The sequence below is a fragment of the Aureimonas fodinaquatilis genome (assembly GCF_008369445.1).
GTDB lineage: Bacteria > Pseudomonadota > Alphaproteobacteria > Rhizobiales > Rhizobiaceae > Aureimonas > Aureimonas fodinaquatilis.
In genome coordinates this window covers 565,861-581,123 of sequence record NZ_VTWH01000001.1, presented here as the reverse complement: position 1 = coordinate 581,123, position 15,263 = coordinate 565,861, and the positions used below count along the sequence as shown (strand labels likewise).

Sequence of the window (15,263 nt, the reverse complement as noted above, 5' to 3'; positions counted from 1 at the left end):
TGCGCAGCCTGCCGTCATGCGGGCTAGCATTCAGGATGACAAGAGCGTGTTGCATTCTCTCTTGACGAATACTCATGACATAAGTCATATGTCAAGAGCTAGACCAAGGGTTGAGAGAGAATCGACAGCGCAATCTGCGATGAAATCCTTCGGTTTCGCCAAGATCGGGCGGACAGCAACCGCTGATAGCAATGGAGGGATGCACGTCCGGCCATGACTCATGAGGAGGCAGGGCGAGGCGGCTCAATGGAGGAACTTATGATTGGACGTTTTTTACGCCGGGCCGCTGGCGTGGCAGCACTTGCAGCGCTTGTTGCAGTACCAGCCACCATCGCCAAGGCACAAACTACGGCAGAAATTTCTCAGAAGGGCAAAGTCACCATCGGCGTGCTGACGGGCATTCCGCCGTATGACACGGTTGATGCATCAGGTCAGACGGATGGCTTTCTGGTCGACATTGCCAAAGACATTGCCGCAGCGCTTGGCACACAGCTTGAAATTGTGCCGGTGAACAATGCTTCCAGAGCCGCTGCGCTGGAATCCGGCCGGGTGGATCTGCTGGTTGCACACATGACCGCAACGCCAGAGCGCGCCAAGGTTTTCCAGATGACCAATCCGTATGGTGCGTATGAAATGCGTTTCGTCGCCGCCAAGGATATGCCGCTGACATCGCTGGATGACCTGAAGGGCAAGCGCGTTTCAGTTCCCAAGGGCAGCACGCAGGACGTCGCGGTTAGTGGATATGGCGTTGAAGGCCTCGAAGTTGTGCGTTTTGACGATGACGCGCTGGCGATGCAGGCTTTGATTTCCGGCCAGGTGGACGCCACGGCAGCCGTTGCCGCCGTTGCCAACGACGTGATTGCCAAGCGCAATCTCGACAACCTTGAAGTGAAGAGCGAAGTACCGATTTTCACTCTGTACTGGTCAATGGCCACGCGCAAAGACGCATCGGAACTGCACCAGTGGCTGAACAACTTCATTTACTATCAGGAAGTTACCGGCCGTCTTGACGAGCTGCACAACAAGTGGATTGGCACGCCAATTCCTGGCGGCAAGCTGCCGACATTCTGATGATATCAGGCATGTGCCAATGGCGGGCCGGCTCTTTTGCCGGCTTGCTCACCCCGTGGAGTTAATTCCCGATGGCCTACGAAATGAACTTTGCCCCGGTACTGGCCCGTGCGCCGGAACTGGTGACAGGCACAATCAACACCGTCACTCTCTCTGCGCAAGCTATTGCAATCGGGCTGACCGTTGGGCTTTTTGTGGCGCTTGTGCGGGTAAACGGGCCGCAGTGGAGCAACAGGCTGGGCGCGTTTTACGTCGAAGCCTTTCGCAATACGCCGCTTCTGGTGCAGCTTTTTCTCATTTACTTCGGCCTGCCCTATACCGGACTGCGGCTGGATGCCAATCAGGCAGCCATATTTGCCGTGTCACTGAATCTGGGCGCCTATTCCGCGGAAATCTTCCGCGCAGGACTGATCGCCATTCCAAAAACGCAGATTGAGGCGGGTCTGGCTCTTGGCATGTCGCGGCTTCAGGTGATGCGCTATGTCATCATCGTGCCGGCCCTGCGCATTGTCTACCCTGCCCTGACCGGGCAATTGACCCTGACGCTGCTTGGCACATCCATCGTTTCAGCCATTTCCGCCAATGAGTTGACCATGGCTGGTGCAACGATTGAATCGCAGACATTCCGCAGCCTTGAAACCTTTCTGGTCATTGCGGCGATCTACATCACCATCACTTTCGCCTTCCGCTTTGTCTACTGGCTGTTTGGCCTGTGGCTGTTCCGACGCCCGACCGCAACCGGCAGCGCAGCGTCCGGCGTTACACTCAAACTGCGGGAGTCAGGCTCATGATCCAGTCTTTCGGCTGGCCCAGTGTCCAGTTCCTGATCCAGGGCCTTTACTGGACAATCGGCCTTTCACTCATAACCTTTATCAGCGGTGGCTTCTTTGGTCTGATTTTTGCCATGGGCCGTGCGCTAGGGCCGCGCTGGCTGCGCCTGCTGATCGCCGGCTATATCCAGCTTGTGCAGGCCACACCCCTGCTGATCCTGTTGTTTCTTGCGTTTTACGGCCTGAGCTTCATGGGGCTTTACTTCCCGCCCTTTGCCGCAGCAGCCATATCGCTGACCATATATGCCACGGCGTTTCTGGCAGATATCTGGCGCGGCTGCATCGAGGCCATCCCTCGTACGCAGTGGGAAGCAGCAGACGCATTGGCAATGAACGGCCCGCAGAAACTGCGTTACGTCATTCTGCCCCAGGCGCTGCGCATCTCGCTTGGGCCGACCGTCGGTTTCATGGTGCAGATCATCAAGAACACCTCGGTCACAGCGCTGATCGGCTTTGTCGAACTGACCCGGGCCGGGCAATTGCTGAACAACATGACCTTCCAGCCATTCCACGTCTTTCTCACGGTAGCCGCAATGTATTTTCTCATTTGCTACCCGCTGTCGTGGTGGAGCGAAAAACTAAAGGAGCGGAAAAGTGCTGGCGCTACGCATTGAAAACCTGAAAAAATCCTTTGGTGCCGTTCAGGTTCTCAAAGGCATCGACATGACCGTCAACCTGGGCGACGTGGTGGCCGTCATTGGCCGCTCCGGCTCGGGCAAGAGCACAATGCTTCGCTGCATCAACGGTCTGGAAAAGTTTGAGAGCGGCAGCATTGAAGTTGCCGGCCACAAGGTTGATGGCACAACCAGCCACCTGCGTGCATTGCGCCGCGAGGTTGGCATGGTGTTCCAGAGCTACAATCTGTTTCCACATCTCAACGTTGCCGAAAACATCAAACTGGCACCGCGCGTGGTCAAACACGTGCCCAAGGCTGAACAGGACCAGCTGGTCGAGGAAGTGCTGGCCCGTGTTGGTCTTTCGGAAAAAATCGGCGCTTACCCGGATGAGCTTTCCGGTGGGCAGCAACAACGCGTTGCCATTGCCCGCTCGCTGGCAATGAAGCCGAAGGTTATGCTGTTTGACGAAGTCACGTCGGCGCTGGACCCCGAACTGACCGGGGAAGTGCTCAAAACCATGGCCGAGCTGGCAAGTGAAGGCATGACCATGGTGCTGGTCACGCATGAAATGGGCTTTGCGCGCCGTGTCGCCTCGCACACGGTGTTCATGAACGAAGGCCGGGTCTGGGAGCAAGGCCCGTCCGAACAGATCTTCACCAATCCGCAAACGCCGGAACTTCAGAGCTTCATAGCGCCTGATCTGAAGTAGGCGGTTGCCTCATCATTTGCAGATATCCCGCCGGTCTGGCGACCGGTGGCGCACTCAAGGAGAAACACGTGCCTGTGCCAGAGAATACCCAACTCATGGAAAAGCTGAAGCGTGGCGAAGCCACATTCGGCTCGACATTTTACACCGGCTCCACCACCGCCATTGAAGTGGCTGGCAACTGGGGACTGGACTTTGCCTTCATCGACGCGGAACACACGCCGGTGAACATTGACACCCATATGGAAAAGCTGGTTCTGGCTTCGCTTCTGTCGGGCATTGCCCCGCTGGTTCGCGTGCGCGGAACCAACGAATGGGACATCCGCAAAGCCCTGGAAATCGGCGCCACCGGCGTTATCGTCCCGCAGGTTGGCACCGCTGATCAGGCTCGTGCAATTGTTCGTGCAGCCAAGTTTCCGCCTTATGGCCGCCGTGGTGGCGACGCGTCCTGCCGGGCCGCCGGTTTCGCCGGACCGGGCTTTCAATGGTCCGCTTACATGGAGCATGAGAACGCCAGCAAGCTGATCATCCCAATGGCTGAGAGCTATGAGTTCTTCGACAATATCGATGAAATCCTGGATGTTGAAGGGCTGGATGTCATCAACTTCGGCCCTGCTGACTATTCGATCTCGCGTCGCATCTCGATCGACTATTCCATGTCGCATCCGGAAGTGGACGAAAAGCTGTCCGAGCTGATCGAAAAATCCCATGCGCGTGGCATCAAGGTCATGGCGCCATGCATTCCGCCGGTCGCGGAAAGCGTTTCCGCCCTGAAGAAAAAGGGCGTGGACATGATCATCATGGGCAATGACGTGATGTTCCTGAACGAGGGCAACCGCCGCGCGCGCGAAGCCATCGACACCGCCAACAAAACTGCCTGAACCCGGAGTTTGCAGATATGACGGATATTTTCAGCATCAAGGACCGGGTTGCGGTGGTGACAGGTGGATTGGGTCAATTGGGTACCCAATTTTCCAAGTCGCTGGCGGAATCCGGTGCCAAGGTGGCCATTTACAGCCGCCGCCCTTTCACACGCGAACAGATTGCCGACAAGTTTCCCGGCCTTGAAGACCGCATCAATGTTTATGAAGCCAGCGTGACCGACAAGGCCGGACTGGAAGCTGCCACCAGCCAGTTGATTGAAGACTGGGGTGTGCCGCATATTCTGGTCAACAATGCCGGCATCGACTCCAAGCCAAATGGCTCTGCTGAGCAGAATGCGCCGTTTGAGGTCTATCCGCAGCATTACTGGGATGAAATCATTGAAACCAACCTGACCGGCGTTATGCTGACCAGCCAGGTGGTTGGCACCAAAATGGCTGAAAAGCAGCGCGGCTCGATCATCAATGTCGGCTCGATCTACGGTCTGGTTTCGCCCAATCAGGCGCTTTATGCCTATCGTGAAAAGCGCGATGGCATACCCTTCATCAAGGCTGCGTCCTATGCGGCATCCAAGTCGGGCCTGATCAATTTCACCCGCTATCTTGGCACCTACTGGGCCGAGAAAAAGGTGCGCGTGAACCTGATTTCCTTCGGCGGCGTTAAAACAGCCGCTTTTGACAAGGAATTCACCGAAGCGTTTCTGGAGCGGGTGCCTATGCGCCGTCAGGCAGAGATTGACGAGTATAACGGCGTTGTCCGCTTCCTCGCTTCCGATGCCTCTTCCTACATGACCGGCTCGAACGTCACGGTCGATGGCGGCTTCACCGCCTGGTAAAAACATTGAGGCTGGATGCACAACGCATCCGGCCTCACCCTATTTCAAATGCGCCGTTCTGCGGCGGTCAGCGTGTTTTGCAACAGGCAGGCAATGGTCATGGGCCCTACCCCACCCGGTACCGGAGTTATGGCCCCGGCCACTTGCGCAGCCTCGGCATAGGCGACATCGCCGACCAGACGCCCCTTGGCCGCCTGTCCTTCCGGCGCAAGGCGGTTGACCCCGACATCAATCACCACTGCCCCGGGCTTTATCCAGTCTCCACGCACCAGTTCCGGCCTGCCGACAGCAGCGACGAGAATATCTGCCGTGCGGCACAGCTCCGCCAGATTGCGCGTGCGTGAATGCGCCATCGTTACCGTGGCATTGGCGTTGAGCAGCAATTGTGCCACCGGCTTGCCAACCAGATTGGAGCGGCCAATCACCACCGCATGCAGGCCGGAAAGATCTTCAACCGCCCGGCGCACCAGAATCATGGCACCGGAAGGCGTGCAAGGCACCAGCCCCGGCAATCCTGCCAGCAAACGCCCGGCATTTTCAGGGTGCAGGCCATCGACATCCTTGGCCGGATCAATGGCCAGAATGACGGGACCTGCATCCAGATGTCCGGGCAGAGGCAATTGCACCAGAATACCGTCTACAGCATCATCGTCGTTCAGTTGCTGCACCAGCGCCAGCAGCGTTTCCTGATCCGTATCTGCCGGCAGCCGATGCGCAAAGCTGGCCATTCCGGTTTCCTTCGTCTTCTGGATTTTGGAGTTAACGTAGACTTCGCTGGCCGGGTCATTGCCAACCAGCACCACAGCCAAGCCAGCCTTGCGACCCACGCGCTGCTCAAACCGGGCTGCCGTGCCCGCCAACTCGGCCCGCAATTGGGCCGAAACCGCCTTACCATCAATAATGGTTGCGCTCATTCTCAAAAACTCCTCGGGCCGCCTGCGATACAGGTGGCACCCATTATTCAGTCATGGAAAACAACAGTCTTTGCGCCGTTAAGGATGATGCGGCTGTCGAGGTGCCAGGCAATTGCGCGGGAAAGCACCCGCCGCTCAATATCCCGCCCCTTGCGCACCAGATCCTCTGGCGTGTCGTGATGCGAAATCCGCTCCACATCCTGCTCGATGATCGGCCCTTCATCCAGATCGGCGGTGACATAATGGGCCGTTGCGCCAATGAGTTTGACTCCGCGCCGATGCGCCTGGTGATAGGGCTTTGCCCCCTTGAAGCCCGGCAGAAACGAGTGGTGAATGTTGATGCAGCGCCCTGCCAGCTTGGCAGCCAGGCCATCAGACAGGATTTGCATGTAGCGCGCCAGCACCACCAGATCGGCGCCGCTTTCCTGCACAATCTTCCAGACGTCCGCCTCCTGCTCCAGCTTGGTCTGTCTGGTTACCGGCAGATAGTGAAATGGAACACCGTCCAGATCCAGATGATTGTATGTCTCCCGCGGATAGTTGGCGACAATACCGGCGATGTCCATTTGCAGTTCGCCAATGCGCCAGCGATACAGAAGATCAGCAAGGCAATGGTCGAATTTGGAAACCAGGATCAGCACTTTCTGTCGCGCGCCGACACAATGCACTGCCCACTCCATGTCGAATGGCTGTGCAACATTGCCGAAACTCGCCGTCAGTTGGTCGGCATTTTCGGTGCCATTGACCAGGCTGAAACGAACCCGCATGAAAAACCGGCCCGTTTCCTCATCATCATATTGATGGGCTTCGCGTATATCGCCACCATTTTCAAACAGATGGCGTGACACGGCAGCCACGATACCCGGCCTGTTGGGACATGAAAGCGTTAGCGTGTACTGATTGGACAGCATGGCGGCTCCGGCGTTTTGTTGCGCTGCCTATAAACCATTGCCGCCCAATATAGAACCGCTTTTACAAGTCCGTTCACCGCCGCTGATTGTACACATCGATGCAGACAGCGCCCAGAAGCACGATGCCTTTGATAACCTGCTGATAATCAATGCCAATTCCCAGAATGGACATGCCGTTGTTCATCACGCCCATAATGAATGCGCCAATGACGGCTCCAACCACCTTGCCCACGCCGCCATAGGCAGACGCGCCACCAATGAAACAGGCGGCAATAACATCGAGCTCAAAACCCAGACCCGCCTTGGGCGTTGCCGTGTTCAAACGCGCAGCAAAGATCAGCCCTGCCAGCGCCGCAAGCACACCCATGTTCACAAAGGTCAGAAAGGTCAGTCGCTCGGTCATGACGCCTGAAAGCTTGGCCGCTTTCTCATTGCCGCCTACGGCATAAATCTGCCGGCCGATTGTGGTGCGGTTGGCCACGAAGGCATACAGCGCAATCAGCGCCACCATGATGAGCAGGACGTTCGGCAGGCCGCGCAGCGACGCCAGAAGGTAAGTGAAGTAGGTGACAACAGAGAACAGCACGAAATTCTTGAATACGAAAAAGCCGTAGGGCTCTGTCTCGGTGTTGTGCCGCTGCTGGCGCGATCTTGTGCGGAAATTCAGATAAACCAGAGCCAGCGCCAGCCCGGTGCCCAGAATAAGAGATGTCAGTTTCAGACCCGGCGTTGCGAAAACGTCCGGAATGAAGCCGGACGAAAGCCGCTGGAATGTGGTCGGGAACGGGCCAACGGATGCTCCGCCCAGAACCGCAAGGCTCAAGCCCTTGAACACCAGCATGCCGGCCAGTGTGACAATGAAGGACGGGATTTTCAGATAAGCGACAAAATAGCCCTGCGCCGCGCCAATCAAACCGCCGATGCACAGGCATATGGCCACGGCAATGATGGCATGCACGCCGTACTGAACCATCAGAACCGCCGCAACCGCGCCGATGAACCCTGCCACCGACCCCACAGACAGGTCAATGTGGCCGGAAACAATGACCAGCAGCATGCCCAGCGCCATGATGACAATGTAGCTGTTCTGCAAAATCAGGTTCGTCAGGTTCAAAGGCCGCATCAGCGTGCCGTCGGTCATGAACTGGAAAAAGATCATGATTGCGAGCAGCGACAACAGCATGCCGTAATCACGAAGATTGTTCTTGAGGAAGCCGTTATAGCTGCGCGCTTCCGGCAGCGAGGCTGTCTTGTCGCTCATTGCACGGTCTCCTTGCGCATGATTGCACGCATGATTTTTTCCTGACTGGCTTCTTCGCGGCTGAACTCGCCAACGAACATGCCCTCATTCATCACCATGATCCGATCGCAGATGCCCAGCAGTTCCGGCATTTCCGACGAGATCATGACAACGCCTTTGCCGCTGTCGGCAAGGTCGTTGATGATGGAGTAGATTTCGTATTTCGCACCCACATCAATGCCGCGTGTCGGTTCATCCAGAAACAGCACCTGCGGGTTGGAAAACAGCCATTTCGACAGCACAACTTTCTGCTGGTTGCCGCCCGAAAGTTTGCCGGTTTCCTGGTAGATGCTGGATGAGCGAATGCGCATTCGGTCCCGGTAACTGTTGGCCACGCGCAACTCTTCCACATCGTCCAGAACACGGTGGTGAGAAACCCCGGCCAGATTGGCCAGCGTTATGTTCTTGCGAATATCTTCATCCAGCAGAAGGCCCAGTTGCTTGCGATCTTCCGTTACGTAAGCCAACCCGGCGGCAATGGCCGCGGGCACGCTGGAAAGAGTGACCGGCTGGCCTTTTATCCAGGCACTGCCGGAAATATTGTGCCCCCAGGAGCGGCCAAAAATGCTCATGGCAAATTCGGTACGACCTGCCCCCATCAACCCGGCAATGCCGACGATTTCCCCCGCCCGCACCGCAAAATCCACATTGCGCACCACTTTGCGGTGGGTGTGCTGCGGGTGAAACACTGTCCAGTCCTTCACCGCAAAAATTGTCTCACCAATTTTTGGTTCACGCTTGGGAAACCGGCTTTCCAGATCGCGATCCACCATTTTGCGAATAATTTCGTCTTCTTCCACAACCCCGGCATGGCAATCCATGGTGGCCACGGTCTTGCCGTCTCGAAGCACGGTTATGCGGTCGGCAACGCGGGATATTTCATTGAGTTTGTGGGAAATCAGAATGGATGAAATGCCCTGGGCCCGAAATTCCATCAGCAGATCCAGCAAGGCATTCGAGTCAGATTCATTCAGGCTGGCTGTCGGTTCATCAAGGATCAACAGCCGCACTTCCTTGGAAAGCGCCTTGGCAATTTCCACCAATTGCTGCTTGCCGACACCAAGACTGGTGATCAGCGTGTCAGGGTTTTCCTTCAGGCCCACCTTACGCAGCAACGCGCGCGAGCGCTCAAACACTTCCGACTGGTCGATAATGCCGAACTTCGCCGGGGCGTTGCCGAGAAAGATGTTCTCGGCAATCGACATCAGCGGGATCAGCGCCAATTCCTGATGAATGATAATGATGCCAAGGGCTTCGGAATCATTGACCGTGCGGAAATGCCGTTCCTGGCCCTCGTAGAAAATCTCGCCTTCATAGGAGCCATGCGGGTACACCCCCGACAGCACCTTCATCAAGGTGGATTTGCCAGCGCCATTTTCGCCCACAACCGCGTGTATTTCAGCCGGCTGCACCGTTAAATTCACTTCAGACAGGGCTTTCACGCCGGTAAAAGCCTTTGAAATGCCACGCATTTCCAGAATAGCACTCATTGCTGACGCTCCGTATTGGAGAGAAGGCCATGGGGCGGCGGGTGCCGCCCCTCAGCTTGAGCCTATTTAAGCTGGTCTTCGGTGTAGTAACCGCTGTCGACCAGAACTTCCTTCCAGTTGTCCTTGGTTACAACAACCGGCTTCAACAGATAGGAGGGCACGACTTTGACACCATTGTCATAGGTGGTGGTGTCGTTAACCTCTGGCTCTGTGCCAGCCATAACTGCGTCCACCATATTCGCGGTCACCTGCGCCAGTTCGCGCGTGTCTTTGAAAATGGTTGACGTCTGCTCGCCTGCCAGGATGGATTTCACCGACTGCACTTCGGCATCCTGCCCCGAAACAATCGGCATTTTCAGGTCTGCCGAGCCATAGCCAACACCCTTGAGCGATGACAGAATGCCGATCGACAGCCCGTCATATGGCGAGAGCACAGCGTCCACCTTCTTGTCATTGTAGAAAGCCGACAGAATGTTATCCATGCGGGCCTGTGCGACGGCCGGGTCCCAGCGCAGGGTGGAAACCTTATCCATACCCATCTGGCCGGACACCACCACCATCTTGCCACTATCAATCAATGGTTGCAGCACACTCATGGCGCCATCATAGAAGAAATAGGCGTTGTTATCGTCCGGAGAGCCGCCAAACAGTTCAATGTTGAACGGGCCCGCTTCGGTTTCCGCATTCAGGGCATCCACAATGGATTGCGCCTGCAAGACACCGACCTGAAAATTGTCAAAAGTGGCGTAGTAATCAACATTGGGCGTTTCGCGGATCAGCCGGTCATAGGCGATGACCTTCACATCCATGTCGGCAGCCTGTTGCAGCACATCCGACAGCGTGGTGCCGTCAATTGAGGCGATGACCAGCACATTGGCGCCCTTGACCACCATATTCTCAACCTGGGAAAGCTGGTTGGGAATATCGTCATCGGCATATTGCATGTCGGTTGTATAACCGCGCTCCTGCAGGATCTTCGACATGTTGTTGCCATCGTCGATCCAGCGGGCAGAGCTTTTTGTCGGCATGGCAATGCCAACCAGGCCCTTGTCCTGCGCGGCGGCAGGCGTAATAACGGACATGCCGAGCGCCAGCACTGCCGCCCATTTGAGAACAGTTTTCATTTACACCTCCCATTAACGGCCGCACCATGCGGCGCGTTGTGCCAACCCGTTTTTGTTTTTATCGGGTCTGGCTGAAACCTGTGTGCCTACTCCCCTGCAAACGCTGCGTCATAAGCGGCCACAGCCGCCTTTGCATTCAGCGCCACCTGCGCTGCCGGCATGCCCGGCTTATACAGGCTTGATCCAAGGCCAAACGCCCGCACACCAACATTGGCATAGGCCTGAAACTGGTTGTCAGCGACACCGCCGACCGCGCCGATGACGGTTCCGGATGGCAGAATTGCCGAAATTGCAGCAATTCCAGCCGGGCCGAGCACACTGGCGGGAAAAAACTTCAGCGCCGATGCTCCGGCCTTGCATGCTGCCAGCGCCTCTGTGGCGCTGAACACGCCGGGCATGGTTACCATGCCCTGTTCCGACGCACGCTGGATGATAGCTGCATCAATATTGGGGCTGACCATGAGGCGGCCACCAACATGCGCCAGCCGATCCACGTCTTCCACCTGCAGAACCGTTCCCGCGCCAATGTAGTGCGTTTCAGGTGCCAGTCGTACGGCTGCCTCAATGGAGCGAAAAGGCGCCGGTGAATTCAGCGGAATTTCTATTGCTTCGAAGCCTGCCTCAATAAGGCCGCCCACCACAGGCTCTACCTCATCAAATGTCAGTCCGCGCAGAATGGCCACCAGATTGCGCTTTAAACCGGGCCATGCAATGCGCTCTTGCATCATTTACCAACACCTTCCACACCATGAATTCTCAATGCAGCCCGCATGAGCCCGCGCTGCACGCAATCATCTGCATCCAATACGGTTATATGCTTGAATCCGGCCACGTCCAGAGCCTGGCGATATGCCGCTGCGCCGGGACCTGCACCAATGAGGCACAGTGTGCCGGGGCGCTGATAAATGGACAACGCGCCAGCGATCTCCATCCCGATCAACAGACCGGAAAGCCGCGCCATGTTGTCTTCGGCCGGCCGCTGCTCCAACAGCCAGCCTGCTCGCACTCCGAACAGCTTGTTGCTCAACTGTTCCGGTGCATTCAGGCTTTCCACCACTGCCTGCGCAAATGCTTCTGAATGGGGCGCTACAGCTCCCGCTCCTTCCAGCGCCGGACGCAGCACCGAGGCCGCACCGTGGCTCAGATGAGCAAACAGCTCTCCGGTCATGAAGGTGGAAAAGCCGGAAAGCGACCCGTTTGCCACCTGCGCCCATTTGGTATGAGTGCCGGGCATCAGCACCAGACCATCGCGCAGGCCTGCGCCAAGCAGTTTGGTCTCCTCGCCCCGCATGACATCAAAGCCCTGTTCGCCGTGCTGGCAGACTCCGGGCAAAATGTGAATCCGGCGTTTTTGCCCCGCAACCGGGCTGGCATGAAGTGCCAGGTCTTCCAGCACCAGAGGCGCAGGCAGATAGGCGGCCTCGAGCCAGCCACCGCGTGCGCCAACCATTCCGCACATCACAACAGGCACGGTATCCGGCACCTGCAATCTGGCAAGGTGCTGGTCGAGAATATTGGCAAAACCCTCCCGCGCGGCGAGTATCAGTCCTTCATCGCTGCGCCGTTCTGCCAGCACCGTGCCATCTGTGGCCAGCAGCCACAGCCGAAAGCTGGAGGTGCCCCAATCCACCGCCACGCAAAATGGCGCATCGGCTTTTGCTGCGGAGTGATTTTTATCAGTGGTTGTCACGCGGCACACCATGCGTCTGTGCAATGCGCTGATAGCGTACAGCCGGCTCCAGCACAGCGCCGGTTTCCATCTGCCCAACCACGCCACGTTGAATTTCCTGCCATGGAGTCTGATGCTCCGGATATTGATAACCGCCCGCAGCTTCCAGCGCCTTGAAACGTTCTGCAAGCTCCTCATCGGAAATCAGAATGTTGGCACTGCCTTTGGCCAGGTCAATGCGCACCCGGTCACCGGTTTGCAGAATGGCCAGGCCGCCACCCACCGCGGCTTCTGGTGAGGCGTTCAAGATTGAAGGTGAGCCGGAGGTGCCGGACTGCCGGCCATCACCAATACAAGCCAGTGATGAAACACCCTGTCGGATCAGATAATCCGGCGCGCGCATATTGACCACTTCAGCCGCACCTGGATAGCCCACCGGCCCCGCACCGCGCATGAACAGCACTGTGTGCTCGTCTATGCCCAATGCCGGGTCGTCAATGCGGTGGTGGTAGTCTTCCGGCCCGTCAAACACCACTGCGCGGCCTTCAAAGGCTTCCGGATCATTCGGATTGGACAGATAGCGGTTGCGGAATTCCGGCGAAATAACGCTGGTCTTCATGATGGCAGAGCTGAACAGATTGCCACGCAACACCAGGAACCCGGCCTGCGCCTTCAGAGGCTTGTCAAATGTGCGAATGACATTCTCGTCTTCGATAACGGCACCGCGGCAGTTGTCGCCTATCGATTTGCCGTTGACGGTCAGGGCATCTTCCTTGATGAGCCCCTGCTCCATCAACTGGTTGACAACCGCTGGCACACCACCCGCATGATAATAATCTTCCGCCAGATATTCCCCGGCGGGTTGCAGGTTGACCAGAAGCGGAATGTCATGGCCGTAAGTCTGCCAATCATCAATTTTCAGATCCACGCCCATGTGCCGTGCCAGCGCGTTGAGATGAATTGGCGCGTTGGTTGAACCGCCGATTGCAGAGTTAACCCGAATGGCGTTAACAAAAGCATCGTGGGTCAGAATATCGGATGGCTTCATGTCCTCGCGAACCATATCGACAATCCGCAAACCGGTGCGGTAGGACATTTCCTGCCGGTCCCGGTATGGCGCGGGGATTGCCGCAGAACCCGGCAATTGCATGCCCAGCGCCTCAGCAAGCGAGTTCATGGTGGAAGCCGTGCCCATGGTGTTGCAATAGCCGGTGGATGGTGCGGAAGAAGCAACCAGCTTTACAAAGCCCTGATAATCGATTTCGCCCTTGGCCAGAAGTTCTCTTGCGCGCCAGACGATGGTGCCGGAGCCCGTTCGTTCACCGCGGAACCAACCGTTCAACATTGGCCCGACAGAAAGGGCAATTGCCGGGATATTCACTGTGGCGGCGGCCATCAGACAGGCAGGCGTGGTCTTGTCGCAGCCAATGGTCAGGACAACGCCATCCAGCGGATAGCCGTAGAGGATTTCCACCAGCCCAAGATAGGCAAGGTTCCGGTCCAGACCGGCTGTCGGCCGCTTGCCGGTTTCCTGAATGGGGTGCACCGGGAACTCGATGGCAATGCCGCCTGCTTCACGAATGCCCTCACGAACACGGGTCGCCAACTCAAGGTGGTGCCGGTTGCAGGGTGAAAGGTCAGAGCCTGTCTGCGCAATGCCGATGATCGGCTTGCCGGACTGCAACTCTTCCTGGCTCAGGCCAAAGTTCATATAGCGCTCGAGGTACAGCGCTGTCATATCCACATTCAGCGGATTGTCGAACCATGCTCTGGAACGCAGCTTGGTGGGTGAATTGTTGGTCAGATCATGGCTCATGTCATTTACACTTCCGTAAAGCAGCGTCTGTAAGCGGCTGGTTCAAACCGCGTCTTCAAATGGCTCAACCGTCTCGCGCCTGCCGATCAGGAACGCGTCGGCAACATGCACAAGCGGTGTCAAATCAACATCACTTTCGCCCCGGCGGATCAGTTCGGCAAAATGGGCATAAATACCGGCATATTCAGCATCAACATCGGCAACCTGCGTTTGTCCTGCAACCTGAAGGATCTTGCCACCCTCGTCCACCCGCACTTCGCCAAGGTCGGTTTCCAGCACAATGTGCCAGATCTGCGGACCAAGTTGCCGCCAGTCCAGATCCACCGTGACCGCCAGCCCATTGCCATCCTGAAAGCGCATGGTGGCGGCAATCGGCGTGTCGCGGTTGGATGGAAACTGCAACACCGCCTGATCCAGAAACAGGGCTTGCGGCAAGATGCGGGTCAGAATGGACAGGGCGTTGATGCCCGGGTCAAACACACCAAGCCCGCCCGGCTCCCATATCCATTGCTGGCCGGGGTGCCACTGTCGAACATCTTCTTTCCACGCCACATGAGCACTGGAAATTTTAGCCCGCGCCAGCACCTGCCGCGCCGGCTCCACAGCGGCAGCATGGCGCGAATGCCACGTTGTGAACAGGGAAACGCCGTTTTCGATTGCCAGCGCCTGCAACGGTGCAATTTCCGCCACGGTAGCGCCGGGCGGCTTTTCCAGCAGCACATGCTTGCCCGCACGCAACGCCTGCGCCGCCAGAAGGTGGCGGCCCTGCGGTGGCGTGCACAGGGCAACCGCCTGCACATCCGGTGCTTGCTCAAGCATGTCGTCAAGCGAGTTGAAACTGGCAATGCCGGGCAAGCTGGCATTGCGGCTGGCAATGGCCGCCAGTTCAAATCCGGCACTGGCCGCTATTGCAGGCAGGTGCTGATCTCTGGCGATTTTGCCAAGCCCAACTATTGCAAGCTGAACCGGCTTCACATCAGATTCCTTCAGGAAACAGTGGAGAAATTGCTGCGGAAAACAACAGGCGATATGTGTCCTGCGCGATCATGGTTGCACTGCCTTCTCCCGCATTGGACTTCTTTTGAGCCCTTCCAAATC

The 15,263-nt window shown here is 57.2% G+C and carries 15 protein-coding genes; 6 read left to right on the top strand and 9 right to left on the bottom strand.

Translation table 11 applies throughout. The features are described 5' to 3' along the window. The first annotated feature begins 258 nt into the window (after nucleotides 1–258). From FPY71_RS02835 to FPY71_RS02810, 6 genes are all read left to right on the top strand, one after another. Entirely contained in the window at nucleotides 259–1,071 is an 813-nt protein-coding gene (locus FPY71_RS02835) for a transporter substrate-binding domain-containing protein (RefSeq protein ID WP_188052182.1), read from the top strand. Between the two features lie 71 nt (nucleotides 1,072–1,142). Continuing rightward, the gene (locus tag FPY71_RS02830) at nucleotides 1,143–1,862 is read left to right on the top strand and encodes an amino acid ABC transporter permease (protein ID WP_149297426.1); all 720 of its coding nucleotides are present in this window, start codon (nucleotides 1,143–1,145) and stop codon (nucleotides 1,860–1,862) included. Then, a complete protein-coding gene (locus FPY71_RS02825) occupies nucleotides 1,859–2,515 on the top strand; it encodes an amino acid ABC transporter permease (protein WP_149297424.1) in 657 nt (218 codons plus the stop codon). Before FPY71_RS02830 ends, FPY71_RS02825 begins: the two co-directional genes overlap by 4 nt. Beyond that, nucleotides 2,496–3,227, top strand: coding sequence for an amino acid ABC transporter ATP-binding protein (locus FPY71_RS02820; protein ID WP_246160106.1), 732 nt, complete (start codon nucleotides 2,496–2,498; stop codon nucleotides 3,225–3,227). Before FPY71_RS02825 ends, FPY71_RS02820 begins: the two co-directional genes overlap by 20 nt. A 74-nt stretch (nucleotides 3,228–3,301) precedes the next feature. Then, nucleotides 3,302–4,105 carry an HpcH/HpaI aldolase family protein gene (locus tag FPY71_RS02815; RefSeq protein WP_246160105.1) on the top strand — a complete coding sequence of 268 codons (804 nt, stop codon included), beginning with the start codon at nucleotides 3,302–3,304 and terminating at the stop codon, nucleotides 4,103–4,105. A 17-nt stretch (nucleotides 4,106–4,122) separates the two neighbouring features. Next, nucleotides 4,123–4,941, top strand: coding sequence for an SDR family oxidoreductase (locus FPY71_RS02810; protein WP_149297420.1), 819 nt, complete (start codon nucleotides 4,123–4,125; stop codon nucleotides 4,939–4,941). Between the two features lie 44 nt (nucleotides 4,942–4,985). On the opposite strand, the gene folD is transcribed toward FPY71_RS02810, so the two are convergent. From folD to FPY71_RS02765, 9 genes are all read right to left on the bottom strand, one after another. Continuing rightward, complete coding sequence (gene folD / locus FPY71_RS02805) at nucleotides 4,986–5,855, bottom strand: bifunctional methylenetetrahydrofolate dehydrogenase/methenyltetrahydrofolate cyclohydrolase FolD (RefSeq protein ID WP_149297418.1); 870 nt, start codon at nucleotides 5,853–5,855, stop codon at nucleotides 4,986–4,988. Between the two features lie 47 nt (nucleotides 5,856–5,902). Continuing rightward, nucleotides 5,903–6,766, bottom strand: a complete 864-nt coding sequence (gene purU / locus FPY71_RS02800) for a formyltetrahydrofolate deformylase (protein ID WP_149297416.1) — start codon at nucleotides 6,764–6,766, stop codon at nucleotides 5,903–5,905. Nucleotides 6,767–6,839: 73 nt separating this feature from the next. Then, nucleotides 6,840–8,027, bottom strand: a complete 1,188-nt coding sequence (mmsB, locus tag FPY71_RS02795) for a multiple monosaccharide ABC transporter permease (RefSeq protein ID WP_149297414.1) — start codon at nucleotides 8,025–8,027, stop codon at nucleotides 6,840–6,842. After that, a complete protein-coding gene (gene mmsA, locus FPY71_RS02790) occupies nucleotides 8,024–9,556 on the bottom strand; it encodes a multiple monosaccharide ABC transporter ATP-binding protein (protein WP_149297412.1) in 1,533 nt (510 codons plus the stop codon). The genes mmsB and mmsA overlap by 4 nt, the downstream gene beginning before the upstream one ends. A gap of 62 nt (nucleotides 9,557–9,618) precedes the next feature. Beyond that, entirely contained in the window at nucleotides 9,619–10,680 is a 1,062-nt protein-coding gene (gene chvE / locus FPY71_RS02785) for a multiple monosaccharide ABC transporter substrate-binding protein (protein WP_149297410.1), read from the bottom strand. 86 nt (nucleotides 10,681–10,766) lie between these two features. Then, nucleotides 10,767–11,408, bottom strand: coding sequence for a 2-dehydro-3-deoxy-6-phosphogalactonate aldolase (locus tag FPY71_RS02780; RefSeq protein ID WP_149297408.1), 642 nt, complete (start codon nucleotides 11,406–11,408; stop codon nucleotides 10,767–10,769). Further along, a complete protein-coding gene (locus FPY71_RS02775; protein ID WP_425457853.1) occupies nucleotides 11,405–12,370 on the bottom strand; it encodes a 2-dehydro-3-deoxygalactonokinase in 966 nt (321 codons plus the stop codon). The genes FPY71_RS02780 and FPY71_RS02775 overlap by 4 nt, the downstream gene beginning before the upstream one ends. Next, nucleotides 12,357–14,165 (bottom strand): IlvD/Edd family dehydratase, encoded by a 1,809-nt coding sequence (locus FPY71_RS02770; protein ID WP_149297406.1) that lies wholly within the window; start codon nucleotides 14,163–14,165, stop codon nucleotides 12,357–12,359. The genes FPY71_RS02775 and FPY71_RS02770 overlap by 14 nt, the downstream gene beginning before the upstream one ends. Nucleotides 14,166–14,207: 42 nt before the next feature. Beyond that, on the bottom strand, nucleotides 14,208–15,140 hold the full coding sequence (locus FPY71_RS02765) for a Gfo/Idh/MocA family protein (protein ID WP_149297404.1): 933 nt from the start codon (nucleotides 15,138–15,140) through the stop codon (nucleotides 14,208–14,210). Nucleotides 15,141–15,263 lie beyond the last annotated feature (123 nt).

Coding starts and splice junctions, on each gene's coding strand:
- mmsB (WP_149297414.1), bottom strand. CDS start 8,027: ATGAGCGACAAGACAGCCTCGCTGCCGGAAGCGCGCAGCTATAACGGC.
- FPY71_RS02780 (WP_149297408.1), bottom strand. CDS start 11,408: ATGATGCAAGAGCGCATTGCATGGCCCGGTTTAAAGCGCAATCTGGTG.
- FPY71_RS02825 (WP_149297424.1), top strand. CDS start 1,859: ATGATCCAGTCTTTCGGCTGGCCCAGTGTCCAGTTCCTGATCCAGGGC.
- FPY71_RS02835 (WP_188052182.1), top strand. CDS start 259: ATGATTGGACGTTTTTTACGCCGGGCCGCTGGCGTGGCAGCACTTGCA.
- purU (WP_149297416.1), bottom strand. CDS start 6,766: ATGCTGTCCAATCAGTACACGCTAACGCTTTCATGTCCCAACAGGCCG.
- FPY71_RS02830 (WP_149297426.1), top strand. CDS start 1,143: ATGGCCTACGAAATGAACTTTGCCCCGGTACTGGCCCGTGCGCCGGAA.
- FPY71_RS02770 (WP_149297406.1), bottom strand. CDS start 14,165: ATGAGCCATGATCTGACCAACAATTCACCCACCAAGCTGCGTTCCAGA.
- chvE (WP_149297410.1), bottom strand. CDS start 10,680: ATGAAAACTGTTCTCAAATGGGCGGCAGTGCTGGCGCTCGGCATGTCC.
- FPY71_RS02810 (WP_149297420.1), top strand. CDS start 4,123: ATGACGGATATTTTCAGCATCAAGGACCGGGTTGCGGTGGTGACAGGT.
- folD (WP_149297418.1), bottom strand. CDS start 5,855: ATGAGCGCAACCATTATTGATGGTAAGGCGGTTTCGGCCCAATTGCGG.
- mmsA (WP_149297412.1), bottom strand. CDS start 9,556: ATGAGTGCTATTCTGGAAATGCGTGGCATTTCAAAGGCTTTTACCGGC.